Below are 13,714 nucleotides of genomic sequence, written 5' to 3'. Positions count from 1 at the left end.
GCCTCAGGCGGGCACGGTCTCCAGCGCATAACCGGCAGAACGCACGGTGCGGATCAGATCCTGGTCGTCATTCTCGTTGATGGCCTTGCGCAGGCGGCGGATATGCACGTCCACCGTGCGCGGCTCGATATAGACATCGCGGCCCCACACCATGTCGAGCAGCTGCTCGCGGCTGAAGACGCGTCCCGGGTGCTGCATGAAATGGCGCAGCAGGCGGAATTCGGTCGGGCCGAGATGGATTTCGCGACCGCTGCGCTTTACGCGATGGGCGGCAAGGTCCATCACCAGTTCGCCGCAGCGCAGCGTCTCTTCGCTGACCCCCGGCGTGGCGCGGCGCATGACAGCGCGGACTCGGGCCAGCAGTTCGGCCGGGGAGAAGGGTTTGGTGATGTAATCGTCGGCGCCGGAATTGAGCCCGCGCACCCGGTCATCCTCTTCGCCCTTGGCGGTCAGCATGATAATCGGGGTTTCCCGCGTGCCGGGATTGCGGCGCAGCTGGCGGCAGACCTCAAGGCCGGAGACCAGTGGCAACATCCAGTCGAGCAGGATGAGGTTGGGCAGCTGTTCCTTGGCTGTCAGCAGTGCTTCTTCGCCGTCGCGGGCGACAATGGTACGGAAACCCTCGCGCTCCAGATTATAAGTCAGGAGCGGCACCAGGTCGGGTTCGTCCTCGACGATGAGAATCAGGGGCTGAATCGCGGTGTTCATTCATCGGACTCCTGGCCGATCACGCCGTCTGTCGCAGGTGAAGACGGCTGATTCTTCGTTGAAATGACGGAAAAGTTGTTATTTGCGAGCTTTACCGGGTTCACACCCGGCATTTCCCCCCGGACCATGAAAAGGACGGTCTGGGCGATATCGGCGGCCTGGTCGGCGATGCGTTCCAGGCTCTTGGCCATGAACAGAAGCGGTGTTGCCACGGCAATTGCCGAAGGCTCCCGCGACATGGCAGCGGTGATGTCGCGGAAAAGCTGGTTATAGAGGGCATCCACCTCGTCATCCCGGCGGTGCACGGCCTCGGCCTTGTCGCAGTCGCGGTCGATGAAGGCGTCAAGCGCCTGGCGCACGGCCTCCTGCGCCATCTTGCCCAGATGCAGGACGCCGGCGGTCTCCGCCAGCGGCGGGCGGGTGATGATCTCCTGCGCGCGCCGGGCAAAGCCGGCGGCGTGGTCACCCATGCGCTCCAGATGGCCGGTCGTCTTGTAGACGGACATGATGGTGCGCAGGTCAGTTGCCATCGGCTGGCGCAGGGCCAGGAGGCGCACGCAGTCGAGGTTGATCGACTGCTCGTCACGGTCGATCTCGCTGTCGCGCTCGGCAATGCCGCCCGCCAGCTGCGGATCGCGGCGATCCAGCGCTTCCAGCGCATCGGCGAGCTGGCTCTCCACCGCGCCGCCCATGCGGGCAAGCGCGCGGTCGAGCTTGGCGAGCGCGGCGTCGAAACTTTTGACCGTATGCTCCTGGTTCACCTGATGGTCTCCGCTGGCGGTGTGTCGCGTCGGGGGATGGCGGGGCTCAGCCGTAACGGCCGGTGATGTAACCCTGGGTGCGTTCGTCGCGGGGGTTGGTGAAGATGGCTTCGGTCTCGCCGAACTCCGCCAGATCTCCCAGATGGAAGAAGGCGGTTTTCTGCGAGACGCGGGCAGCCTGCTGCATGTTGTGGGTGACGATGACGATGGTGTAGCGCCGGCGCAGCTCGTCGATCAGCTGTTCGACAAGGCCGGTGGCGATGGGGTCGAGCGCCGAGCAGGGCTCGTCCATCAGGATGACTTCCGGTTCCACGGCAATGGCGCGGGCGATGCACAGGCGCTGCTGCTGGCCGCCGGAAAGTCCATTGCCGGGATCGGCAAGGCGGTCCTTTACCTCGTTCCACAGGCCAGCACCGCGCAGGGAACGCTCGACGGTGGCATCCAGCTCGTCCTGCGAGGCGCATAGCCCATGGATGCGTGGCCCGTAGGCGACGTTGTCATAGATGGATTTGGGAAACGGGTTCGGCTTCTGGAACACCATGCCGACGCGGGCGCGCAGATGAACGACATCGACGCTGGGCGAATAGATATCCTCGCCATCAAGGCGGATGTCGCCGCTCACCTTGCAGCCATCCAGCGTGTCGTTCATGCGGTTGAGGCAGCGCAGGAAGGTGGATTTGCCGCAGCCGGAGGGGCCGATGAAGGCCACTACCTCGTTTTCGAGGATATCGATGTCGATGCCGCGAATGGCGTGCTTGTTGCCGTAATGCACATTTACGTCACGGGCAGCGAACTTCACGTTCTGGCCGGCAGCAACGGTATCGTCGGCAGCAGGGGATGCGGGAATACGCAGGTTGATCATGGCAGTTACCACCGACGTTCGAATTTCTTGCGCAGCAGGATGGCCGCGGAGTTCATGACGACAAGGAAGAGCAGCAGCACCATGATGGCGGCCGAGGTGCGCTCGATGAACATGCGCTCGGGCCGGTCGGCCCAGAGATAGATCTGCACCGGCAGGATGGTGGCGGCGTCGGTCAGGCTGGAGGGGACGCTGGTGATGAAGGCAACCATGCCCACCATCAGCAGCGGGGCGGTCTCTCCCAGCGCGTGCGCCATGCCGATGATCGAGCCGGTCAGCATGCCGGGCATGGCCAGCGGCAGCACATGGTGAAAGACCGCCTGCAGCCGGGAAGCGCCGAGCCCGAGGGCGGCATCGCGGATCGAGGGCGGCACGGACTTGATGGCCGCCCGCGAGGCAATGATCACGGTGGGCAGGGTCATCAGGGCTAGCACGAGCCCTCCCACCAGCGGGGCCGACCGGGGCAGGCCGAAGAACTGCAAGAAGACGGTGAGACCCAGAAGGCCGAAGACAATGGAAGGCACTGCCGCGAGGTTGTTGATGTTGACCTCGATGAAATCGGTGATGCGGTTCTTCGGCGCGAATTCCTCGAGATAGATCGCTGCCGCCACACCGACGGGCACGGCGCAGACGAGGCAGACGCCGAGCGTCATCAGCGAGCCGATCAGCGCGCCGAAAATACCGGCCAGTTCAGGTTCGTTGGAATCGGTGCTGGTGAAGAGAACGGAGTTGAAGCCAAGACCGATATCGCCGTCGGCAACCAGCTGGTCGTAGAGCGCAAGCTGGCGATCGGTGATCTTGCGCTCGGCCTGCGGCAACGAACGGTCGATCCTGCCCTTGCGCATCTGGTCGATATCGTCGCCCGCCGGGGTCCGAAGCCGCACAGTCGTCCCGATAAGGGCGGGGTCGCTTACCACCATGTTGCGCAGGAAGCGGTCGGCCCCGGAGCTGATCAGGCTGCCCGCCACCCGCTGGTCGGAGCGGGAGAGCGCCGGAGTGAATTGCTGGTAGAAGCCCTCATAGACGAGCTTGCGGTAGTTGGTCTGCGGATTGGCCGGATCGTCGGCGCTGACCACCGCCGGGTCGACATAGACATCGAAGCTGACCCAGGTTTCGACAAGCGCACCGGCGCCGCGCCAGGCAATGGAGCCGATGAGTAGCACCAGCATCGCCAGCGCCAGCGTGATGGCCGCCACGCCATAGAAGCGAAAGCGCGCTTCGGCGGCATAGCGCTTTTTAAGGCGGGCGCGCGAGGCATCGCTCATGTGCCGCGAGGTCAGCGCCGGGGATTTGCCCTGCGCGCCTGCGGTTTGTGTGCCGGCCGGGCCGGCGGGAAGGGCCGGTGGGCGCTCAGTCATATTTTTCCCGATATTTCTGCACGATGCGCAGGGCGATCACGTTGAGGCAGAGCGTCACCAGAAAGAGGGTGAGGCCGAGGGCGAAGACCGACAGCGTCTTTGGGCTGTCAAACTCCTGATCGCCCACCAGCAAGGTGGCGATCTGCACGGTAACCGTGGTCACCGCTTCCAGCGGGTTGAAGGTCAGGTTGGCGGCAAGGCCGGCGGCCATCACCACGATCATCGTCTCGCCGACAGCGCGGCTGACGGCGAGCAGGAAGGCACCGACGATGCCCGGCAACGCCGCCGGCAGCACGACCTGGCGAATGGTCTCCGATCGGGTGGCGCCCATGCCGTAGGAACCATCGCGCAGCGATTGCGGCACGGCGTTGATCACGTCGTCGGAGAGCGAGCTGACGAAGGGCACGATCATGATGCCCATGACGATGCCGGCGGCGAGGGCGCTTTCCGAACTGACATCAAGGCCGGCCATCTGACCGAGAGACCGGAAGAAGGGTGCTACGGTAAGCGCGGCAAAAAAGCCGTAGACCACGGTTGGAATACCGGCCAGCACCTCCAGCAGCGGCTTCACCACCGCGCGGGTCCGGCGGCTGGCATATTCGCTGAGATAGATGGCCGACATGAGCCCGACGGGCACCGCCACCAGCATGGCGATGGTGGCGATCAGCAGGGTGCCGGCAAAGAGCGGCACCGCGCCGAAGGCGCTGGAGCTGCCGACCTGGTCCGCGCGCAGCGCAGTTTGCGGGCTCCATTGCAGGCCAAAGAGAAAATCCCACGGCGCGACATGGGTGAAGAAGCGGATCGATTCAAAGATCAGCGACAGGACGATGCCGACCGTGGTGAGGATCGCCAGCAGCGAGGACAACATGAGCAGGGTGTGCACCACCCGCTCAACCGCATTGCGGGCCCGCAGTGCCGGCCGCACGCGGCGCAAGGCATAGGCAAGGCCACAAAGCGCCAGCACCAGAACCAGCGCACCGGCAATCTGGCCGGAGAGGTCCTGCAGGTGATTGTAGTAACCGGCGGCGGCCAGCAGATTGGGGTCTGCGCCGTCACTATTGAGGGCACCGTTTGCCAGATTGACGACATTGGCAAAAGCCAGATTGAGCGCGGCCGGGGCGGTGACGCTGGTGGCCATGGCGATGCGATCAATCACCATGCCGCGGATGATCGCGCCGTCGGCGGCGTTCCAGATGAACAGCAGCACCAGAGAGGGCAGGCCGGCCCACAGCGCGACATAGGAGCCGTAATAGCGGGGCACGGAATTGAGCGTGCGGGCACTGCCGCCGCCGGCCGCCAGCGCACGGGAGCGGCCCATGGCGTAGCCCAGGGCCGCCAGCAGCACGATCACGACAAGAACAAGGGACAGCGGCATGCTGCCGGAACTCCAGTACCCGTTAAGTTATGCCAAAGGCGCCGCCCTTTTGCCGGGCGGCGCCGGAACCGGTGGCGCGACCCCGTGCGCCTTACATGCTGAAAGGGGTTAGTGCCGTCGCTGCGGCCCGCAGCGTGTCACGATCTTCAGGCGGCAGCGGGATCAGCCCCTTTTCCACCAGATACCCATAGTCGCCGAGCGCGTTTTCCGAGGTGAGTTCGGAGAGGTACTCGCTGATGCCGGGGATGACCCCGACATGGGCCTTCTTCACATAGAGGAAGAGCGGCCGGGAAGCTTCGTAGCTGCCATCGGTAATGGTGTCGAACGTGGGGGCGACCCCTTCGATCCGGGCCCCCTGCAACTTGTCACTGTTCTGATCGAGGAAGGAAAAGCCAAAGATTCCGAAGGCGACCGGGTTGGCCTCCAGCTTCTGGACGATCAGATTGTCATTCTCGCCGGCCTCGATGAAGGCGCCATCCTCGCGCATCGCGCCGCAGACATCCGTACTGTGGGACTTGAAGTAATCCAGTTCCTTGCAGCCCTCGGTCATCACCAGCTCAACCCACGCATCGCGGGTTCCGGAGGTGGGAGGGGGACCCAGAACCTCAATCTCCTCATCCGGCAGTCCGCGGTCGATGTCCGACCAGTTCTTGTTCGGGTTGTCGACCAGCTTGCCCTTGACGGGTACCTGCTTGGCGAGCGCCAGAAAGAGCTGGGCCCGGGTAACGTTGAGGTCGGGTCCGGATTTGGAACTGGCAAAGGCGATGCCGTCCTTGCCGATACGCAGCTGGACGATGTCGGTGACGCCATTGGCCTGGCAGTCGGCAAATTCGGACTTCTTGATCTGGCGCGAGGCGCCGGTGAGGTCCGGGTGTTCGGTGCCCACGCCGGCACAGAACAGCTTCATGCCGCCGCCGGTGCCGGTGGATTCAACCACCGGGGAGGGAAAGCTGGTCTTCTGGCCGAACTGCTCGGCAACGGCGGAGGAGAAAGGGAAGACGGTCGACGATCCGACGATCCGGATCTGGTCACGCGCCTCGGCGGTCCCGGCCAGCGCCAGCGTGGCAAGCGCGGCGAGAGCGAACGTCTTTTTCATCTGATCTCCTCCGGATCGGGTTCGGCATGGTCTTCCATTGCCGGCAACCGATCCCGCCTCTTATCCGGTGGAGGCGTAAAACAGCAGGAATCCGGCCACCGCGGCCAAGCTAGCCAGCGTCGGGGGCGATAATTACGACAGTTATGTTTCTGTTTGATGACAGCGGCCAATGAACTGTCATACAGGAAAATACGGACTGCTAATTATTTGATATAAAAGAATTATGCTGCGCTGCTGCCGCGATGGCCCGGCTGCTTGCCGGAAAGGGCAATCTCCTGCAGCGGCAGGTAGACGGTAAAGGTGCTGCCGCGCCCTTCCTCGCTATCGATGGCAAGGCGGCCACGATGGCGGTTGGTAATGTGCTTGACGAGGGCAAGGCCGAGCCCGGTACCGCCAACGGCGCGGCTGCGCGCCGGGTCTACACGGTAGAAACGTTCAGTAAGGCGGGGCAGGTGCTCGCGCGGAATGCCGGCGCCGCGGTCACGCACGGAAAGGGCAACAGCCCGCCCACTGCCTTCCGTCTCGCCAAGGCCGGCGGCGCGCGCATCGACGGTGGAGAGCGAAATGGTGACCTCGCTGTCGGTGGCGCCATATTTGATGGCGTTGTCGACGAGGTTCTGCACCAGCTGCGTCAACTGGTCACTGTCACCGATCACCGGCATGTCACCGGGCGGACCGTTCAACACCAGCTTGATGCGCCGGCTTTCGGCCTTGAGGGCAAGGGCATCAATGACGTGGCTGGCAACGCCGCGCAGCGATACCGGCTCGGTCGGGCGGGTGTGCTCCACCAGTTCGATGCGCGAGAGCGACATCAGATCGTTGACCAGCCGGCCCATGCGCAGCGCCTGCTCCTGCATGATGGCAAGGAAGCGGTCATGCGCCTCGACATCGTCCTTGGCGGGTCCGCGTAGCGTCTCCAGATAACCGATGAGCGAGGAGAGCGGTGTGCGCAGCTCGTGGCTGGCATTGGCAATGAAGTCGGCCCGCATCTGGTCGGTCCGCTTCAGCGTGGTGATGTCATAGAAGGAAAGGATGATCGGCCGGCTGCCATTGGCGCCGGGATCGCCGAACGGGGTGACCCGCGCCTCGAGGATGCGCTCCACCGGCCCGCGCAGGGTAAATTCCACCCGGCGGCGCTCGCCGCCGGCCAGCACTTCGGAAACGGCGCCCAGCAGATCCGGATGGCGGGCGAGGGTAGCGATATCGCGTCCCAGGAGCCGGGTGCCGAACAGCTCGCGCGCGGCGGCGTTGGCGCTCACCACGATGGCGTTTTCGTCCAGCTGAAGATAGGGGTCGGTCACCGCCTCCAGCATGTCCCGGCTGATTTTGGACTGGGCGCGCTGGCGCTCCAGTCGCCGGCGCCAGCTGCGATGCAGGCGGGCGACGCGCAGATTGATGGCGCGGGCAGCCTCGCTGCCTTCTTCAGGCACCGGCACGGCGTCCTTGGCCAGCGAGACGGCGTCGAGATAACGGCCCATCGTGCGGAAATCGCGCAGGTTGAGCCAGCCAAGCCCGATGCTGGTGACAATGCTGATGCCGGCCATGGCGGTCAGCGCGGTGGTGGAAATCTGTCCGAGCCGGGCAACCACGATAAGGATGACCAGCGTGGGCAGCAGCAACAGGGCTGAACCGACGACAAAACGCAGCCAGGGCAGGACCTGACCAGTCGAGCCCTCAGGGGCTTTTGCCGTTCTGTCTGTTTCGTCCACGTCCTGGGTGCTCATGCCGGTTTCTCCCGGCTCCTGCTGCAGTGCTCCGGATTAACTCGGTGTTGTGCTTGAGGGTCCGGGACCCGTCCAGAGAAACAAATGTTACAATCATATCTCCGGACGGGCCATGCCCTGCGGGACGTGAGCGGTCCCGCTGTTTTTTCAGACCTTCTTCAGCGCCTGATCGAGGTCGGCGATGAGGTCGGAAGCCGCTTCCAGACCGACGGACAGGCGGATGGTGCCCGGATGGATGCCGGCTGCCGCCCGTTCCTCGTCGCTGAGGCGTTGGTGGGTGGTCGTGGCCGGGTGAGTGGCCAACGACTTGGAATCACCCAGATTGTTGGAAATCGGGATGACGTTCAGGGCGTTCAGCAGGCGGAAAGCCTCTTCCTTGCCGCCCTCCAGATGCAGCGCCACCATGGTGCCGCCCTTCTTCATCTGTGCCTTGGCGAGGGCATGCTGCGGGTGGGAGGCAAGACCCGGATACATGACCTTGCGCAGCTTGGGGTGGCTTTCCAGATAGGTGGCAACCTCAAGCGCGCTGTCGGCCATGGCGTTGACGCGCAGGTCGAGCGTCTCCAGCCCCTTCAGCATGAGCCAGGCATTGAAAGGCGAGAGCGACGGGCCGGTGTGGCGCACGAAGGGCTGGATCGCCTTGAAGAATTCCGGATCGTTGGAGAGTACGGCGCCGCCCATGGCGCGGCCCTGGCCATCGATATGCTTGGTGGTGGAGTAGGCGACCACATCGGCGCCCATCGACAGGGGCTTCTGCAGCACCGGAGAGGCGAAGGCGTTATCGACCACCACCTTGGCACCGGCGGCATGGGCAAGTTTGGCGATCGCCGGCAGGTCGGCCAGCACAAGGCCCGGGTTGGACGGGGTTTCAAGGAAGGCGACATCGGTCGGCTTCTTGAAGGCATCCGCCCACTGATTGAGGTCATCCGGGTCGACCAGAACTGTTTCGACACCGTAACGCGGCAGCATGTCGGTGATAAGATAAAGGCAGGAGCCAAAGAGCGCCCGGCTTGCCACCACGCGCGAACCGGCCCTGGTCAGGCCGAACAGCGCCAGCGTCATCGCCGCCATGCCGCTTGCCGCACCCTGGCAGCCGCTGGCGCCTTCCAGCAGAGCCAGCCGGTCCTCGAACATGGAGACGGTGGGGTTGCGGTAGCGCGAATAGACGTAGCGCAGGCCGTCGGTCTTGAAGGCTTCCTCGGCCTCCTCGGCTGTGCCGTAGACATAGCCGGAGGTCATGAACAGGGCTTCGCTGGTCTCGTCAAAACCGGAACGCTGGGTGCCGCCATGCACCATCAGCGTGCGGGGATCGAGATTGCCGGGAAGCTTCTTGTCGCGTGCCATGATCCTTCTTCTCTCCTGTCGCCTTGAGTAGCCCCACGGGGCTATGGGCGACCAAACCCGCGGCAAAGGCCGGTCAGGGTCACGGAAAGTCGGGCTCGGGTGAGGGAGCGTGGCTTACGCGACTCCGACCTTTTAGCGGTATGTTTCAAACAGGGTGCCCCGCAAGCCGGTCGGCCCAAATCGGCACCACCGGCAGATTAGAAGCGGTGAAAGCCGGCGGTCAAGCCCCTGCCAGCTCTCCGGCAAGTGGTTGAAAGCACCGCCATCAGCCCCATCCTTAACCAGGGCCTCAAAATTTGGGCCGTGACCGCAGCCCCCGAGGCGTGCTAGCCCCGCCGGCAGCAACCAACCCGGATCAGGGGCGCTTTTGCACCTGCCCGTGTCCCGGGCGGGGCCTCAATCCCAGCAGGCAGCTTTCGGACATGACTGTCGGGAGGCTCCTTTCACCCAAGAATTTCAAGGATATTTCCATGGCGACCGTGAAGACCGGGGACACCGTTTCCCTGCACTACACCGGCACCCTCAATGACGGCAGCGAGTTCGACAGCAGCGTTGGCGGCAGCCCGCTGTCCTTCAAGGTCGGCGCCGGCCAGGTCATCCCCGGCTTCGATGCCGCCGTCACCGGCATGGCCGTTGGCGAAAAGAAGACTGTGACCATTCCGGCCGATGAGGCTTATGGCGAGCATAATGAGGCCATGGTCCAGGTCGTGCCGCGCGACCAGCTGCCGGACGATATGCCGGTTGAAGAAGGTATGCAGGTCCAGGCCGAAACCGAAGACGGCCAGCTGATGGTGCTGACCATCATCGAGTTCGACGACGAGACGGTGACGATGGATGCCAATCATCCGCTCGCCGGCGAAGACCTGACCTTCGCGCTCGAGATCGTCAGCATCGGTTGAAGGCCGGGCGGTCTTACCAGGGCCGCTGATTTGAAGGCCCGTCCGCCGGCTCCCGTGCCGGCAGGCGGGCCTTTTCTTTTGCTGCTTCTCCCGCTCGTGCCCTCAGCCGGCTTTACCTTGCCGGGCCGCCCCTGATAACCATGGCTCTCCCGGCGCTAGGGGGCGCTCCAGGGGCCGATCCGCGAAGCGGAGCGGCGCGGCAAGGGATGAGGGGCACAGGGCAGGGTATGGCAGAGCAGGCGGCAGAAGGTTTCCGGCAGGCAACGCCGGTGATGCAGCAATATCTCGGCATCAAGGAGCAGTATCCCGACTGCCTGCTCTTCTACCGCATGGGCGATTTTTACGAGCTCTTCTTCGAAGATGCGGTCAAGGCGGCCGGTGCGCTCGATATCGCGCTGACCAAACGTGGCCAGCATCTGGGCGAAGATATCCCGATGTGCGGTGTGCCCTGGCACAGCCATGAGCAATATCTTGCCCGTCTGATCCGCCAGGGGTTCCGCGTCGCGCTGTGCGAGCAGATGGAAGACCCTGCCGAAGCGCGCAAGCGCGGTTCCAAATCGGTGGTGAAGCGCGATGTCGTACGGGTCGTCACGCAGGGGACACTGACCGAGGATTCCCTGCTTAATGCCCGCAGCTTCAATCATCTGGTCGCGCTGGCGGAAGCCGGCGGTGAGCTGGCGCTGGCCTGGACCGATCTTTCCACCGGCGCTTTCCTGCTCGAAGCCCATTCACGCGAGCGGTTGGCCGCCGCCCTTGCGGCGCTGGAGCCGCAGGAACTGCTGATCTCCGAGCGGCTGGCCGAACGGGACGAAATTATCGATGCGATAGCGGAATGGAAGCAGGCGCTCACTGTGCTGCCGCCCTCCCGTTTCGACAGTGTCGGCGGGGCCAAACGGCTTGCCGCGATTTATGGCGTCGGCACGCTCGATGCCTTTGGTGATTTTTCCCGCGGAGAGATCGCGGCGGCGTCAGCCCTTGCCGATTACGTGGCGCTGACTCAGCGGCAGGAGCGTCCGCCGCTGATGCCGCCGCGCCGACCGGAAGGCGGCGCTTCGATGGACATCGACGCGGCGACCCGGCGTAATCTGGAGCTGACCCGCACGCTCTCCGGTGAGCGCAAGGGCTCGCTGCTCTCCGCTATTGACCGCACCCGTACCGGTGCCGGTGCCCGCCTGCTGTCCGGCTGGATAACCGCCCCGCTTACCGATGCTACGGCGATCAATGCCCGGCTCGACATGGTGGGTTATTTTTACCAAGAGACCCATCGCCGCGAGGCGGCGCGCAGCTTGCTGTCGCGCGCGCCCGACCTTGAGCGCGCGCTTTCGCGACTGGCTCTCGGGCGTGGTGGTCCGCATGATCTTCTGAGTGTTCGCCGGGCGCTCGACATAGCGTTGCAACTTCGAAATGAGCTGCTCGCCGATGCTGGCTTGACACCGCTGCCTGAAGGTCTGGCCGGCGCCGCTGCGGCGCTGGGCGGGTTCGAGGCGCTGGTGGGCCGGCTGGAAGAAGCTCTGGTACCCGAGCCCCCCTTTCTGGCGAGGGACGGTGGTTTTATCGCCAGCGGTTACAACGGCGCCCTTGATGAGCTGCGCCAGCTGCGCGACGAATCCCGCCGGGTGATTGCCGGGTTGCAGGCTTCCTATGCCGGCGAGACCGGTATCTCCACGCTCAAGATCAAGCATAACAACGTCATCGGCTATTTCATCGAGGTCGGGCAGGCGCATGGCGACCGGCTGTTGCAGCCGGAAATGCGCGAGCGCTTCATCCACCGCCAGACCATGGCCGGCGCGGTGCGCTTTACCACTACCGAACTGGCCGATCTGGAACGCAACATCTCCGAGGCGGCCGGCAAGGCGTTGGGGCTGGAGTTGCAGCTTTTTGCCGAGCTGGTGGATCTGGTTGCCAATGAGCGCGGCGCGCTGATGTCGGCGGCCCAGGCGCTGGCGCTGGCCGACACCGTCTCCGCCCTCGCCGAACTGGCCGAAGAGCAGGGTTACTGCCGCCCTCAGGTGGAGGACAGTCTTGCCTTCACCATCGTGCGCGGGCGCCATCCGGTGGTGGAGCCGGCACTGAAGGCGGGGGGAGAAACTCCCTTTGTCGCCAATGACTGTGACCTGTCGGCAGAGCAGCGCCTGTGGCTCATCACCGGCCCCAACATGGCCGGTAAATCCACCTTCCTGCGCCAGAACGCCCTGATCGCCCTGATGGCGCAGGCCGGCAGTTACGTACCGGCCGACAGCGCCCATATCGGCATCGTCGACCGGCTGTTCAGCCGCGTGGGGGCAGCGGACGATCTGGCGCGCGGGCGCTCCACCTTCATGGTCGAGATGGTCGAGACGGCAGCGATCCTCAACCGCGCCAGTGCCCGCTCGCTGGTCATCCTGGACGAGATCGGCCGTGGCACGGCCACCTTCGACGGGCTTTCCATCGCCTGGGCCACGGTCGAGCATCTGCATGAGGGTATTGGTTGCCGCGGGCTCTTTGCCACGCATTATCACGAGCTGACCCAGCTCGCCGGCAAGCTCTCCAGCCTGTCCTGCCATACCATGAAGATCCGGGAGTGGCAGGGGCAGGTGGTCTTCCTGCACGAGGTAGCGCCGGGAACGGCCGATCGCTCTTACGGCATTCATGTCGCCCGGCTCGCCGGGTTGCCCTCGGCCGTCGTCTCCCGCGCGGAGCTGGTGCTGTCGCATCTGGAAAATGGCGACCAGGCCCGGTCGGTCGAGCGTCTTGCCGAGGATCTGCCGCTCTTTGCCGCCGTCCGGGCGGAACCGAAGGTGGCAGCCCTGCCGCCGCAAGGCGCCGCTGTGCTGGACGCGCTCGATACCGCCGATCCCGACCGGCTGACTCCGCGCGAGGCGCTCGATCTGCTGTACCGGCTGAAGGAAATGTCGGGCGCCACCTGACCTGACGGCATCCGGCAGGCGTTGCCCGGATGCCACAGACACGCTCTCAAATATATCGCGTTCCGGGAAACAATATTGCCCGGCGCGGATTTCTCGGCGTTACTCGCCGGACAACGGAGTCCCCGTCAGGGGAGTTCTCTCCGGCGAATAACAATGGAAGGAGGCCACATATGACCGGTTCGCGATCCACTCTTCGCACCGCTACCCGTCGTGGCTTCCGTTACGCCGTGGAGCATCACCGCCAGCCGCGTTGCAACTGACGACGCCCCTGCGGTTCACCCGTTCTTCCGACATCAGGATTTTATTGCACGCTGAGCTGTAGCCTTTGGGCTGCATGCAGCGGGCTTGCTGGCCCCGACTCCGCCTTCGGCCTTCTCAAAGACCGTTTGCGGCCTCCGGCGCGTCCGCTTTCCATCCTGATTCCGGCCTGAACGTCCGTTTCCCCCACTTTCAGAATTGGTGCCCGCCTGGCGGGCGCCATCCTCTCCCGTTCTGTGTCCTTGCGGACGATGGCGGGATATTTCCACCTGTGATCTACCAAAGGAAAAAGATCATGATATCCGTACGTTACAACCGCGACTCCGGCGATACTCCGACCAGGTCCATGGCCGATGGCTCTGTGGGCAGTCTGCTCACCCGGGCGCTGAGCCGCCTGTTACCGCCCCCCTTGCCCAGAGGCCCCAC

The 13,714-nt window shown here is 64.4% G+C and carries 10 protein-coding genes and 1 riboswitch; of the genes, 2 read left to right on the top strand and 8 right to left on the bottom strand.

The features are described from left to right. Window positions 1-3: 3 nt before the first annotated feature. From phoB to metZ, 8 genes are all read right to left on the bottom strand, one after another. Window positions 4-708, bottom strand: coding sequence for a phosphate regulon transcriptional regulator PhoB (gene phoB, locus QTL98_RS01165; protein WP_510637516.1), 705 nt, complete (start codon window positions 706-708; stop codon window positions 4-6). Next, entirely contained in the window at window positions 705-1,469 is a 765-nt protein-coding gene (gene phoU / locus QTL98_RS01160) for a phosphate signaling complex protein PhoU (protein ID WP_445680404.1), read from the bottom strand. The genes phoB and phoU overlap by 4 nt, the downstream gene beginning before the upstream one ends. A gap of 46 nt (window positions 1,470-1,515) precedes the next feature. Further along, complete coding sequence (pstB, locus tag QTL98_RS01155; protein ID WP_445682208.1) at window positions 1,516-2,331, bottom strand: phosphate ABC transporter ATP-binding protein PstB; 816 nt, start codon at window positions 2,329-2,331, stop codon at window positions 1,516-1,518. A 5-nt stretch (window positions 2,332-2,336) separates the two neighbouring features. Further along, window positions 2,337-3,686: a phosphate ABC transporter permease PstA gene (gene pstA, locus QTL98_RS01150; protein ID WP_445680403.1), complete on the bottom strand. Its 1,350-nt coding sequence runs from the start codon at window positions 3,684-3,686 to the stop codon at window positions 2,337-2,339. Beyond that, window positions 3,679-5,061: a phosphate ABC transporter permease subunit PstC gene (gene pstC, locus QTL98_RS01145; protein ID WP_445680402.1), complete on the bottom strand. Its 1,383-nt coding sequence runs from the start codon at window positions 5,059-5,061 to the stop codon at window positions 3,679-3,681. Before pstC ends, pstA begins: the two co-directional genes overlap by 8 nt. A 91-nt stretch (window positions 5,062-5,152) precedes the next feature. After that, window positions 5,153-6,157, bottom strand: a complete 1,005-nt coding sequence (locus tag QTL98_RS01140; protein ID WP_445680401.1) for a substrate-binding domain-containing protein — start codon at window positions 6,155-6,157, stop codon at window positions 5,153-5,155. 221 nt (window positions 6,158-6,378) lie between these two features. Next, window positions 6,379-7,881 carry an ATP-binding protein gene (locus QTL98_RS01135; protein WP_445680400.1) on the bottom strand — a complete coding sequence of 501 codons (1,503 nt, stop codon included), beginning with the start codon at window positions 7,879-7,881 and terminating at the stop codon, window positions 6,379-6,381. Window positions 7,882-8,028: 147 nt separating this feature from the next. Beyond that, complete coding sequence (gene metZ / locus QTL98_RS01130; RefSeq protein WP_445680399.1) at window positions 8,029-9,225, bottom strand: O-succinylhomoserine sulfhydrylase; 1,197 nt, start codon at window positions 9,223-9,225, stop codon at window positions 8,029-8,031. 112 nt (window positions 9,226-9,337) lie between these two features. Beyond that, a riboswitch (SAM riboswitch) is annotated at window positions 9,338-9,422 on the bottom strand. Window positions 9,423-9,695: 273 nt separating this feature from the next. On the opposite strand from metZ, the gene QTL98_RS01125 reads away from it, so the two are divergent. Both QTL98_RS01125 and mutS read left to right on the top strand, forming a co-directional pair. After that, window positions 9,696-10,124, top strand: a complete 429-nt coding sequence (locus QTL98_RS01125; RefSeq protein ID WP_445680398.1) for an FKBP-type peptidyl-prolyl cis-trans isomerase — start codon at window positions 9,696-9,698, stop codon at window positions 10,122-10,124. A 227-nt stretch (window positions 10,125-10,351) separates the two neighbouring features. Continuing rightward, window positions 10,352-13,030, top strand: coding sequence for a DNA mismatch repair protein MutS (gene mutS, locus QTL98_RS01120; protein ID WP_445680397.1), 2,679 nt, complete (start codon window positions 10,352-10,354; stop codon window positions 13,028-13,030). The last annotated feature ends 684 nt before the right edge of the window (window positions 13,031-13,714 follow it).

It is taken from the genome of Radicibacter daui, from assembly GCA_030657355.1.
GTDB lineage: Bacteria > Pseudomonadota > Alphaproteobacteria > Radicibacterales > Radicibacteraceae > Radicibacter > Radicibacter daui.
The sequence above is the reverse complement of the archived record's forward strand: the minus strand, read 5'-3'. Positions and strand labels throughout refer to the sequence as shown.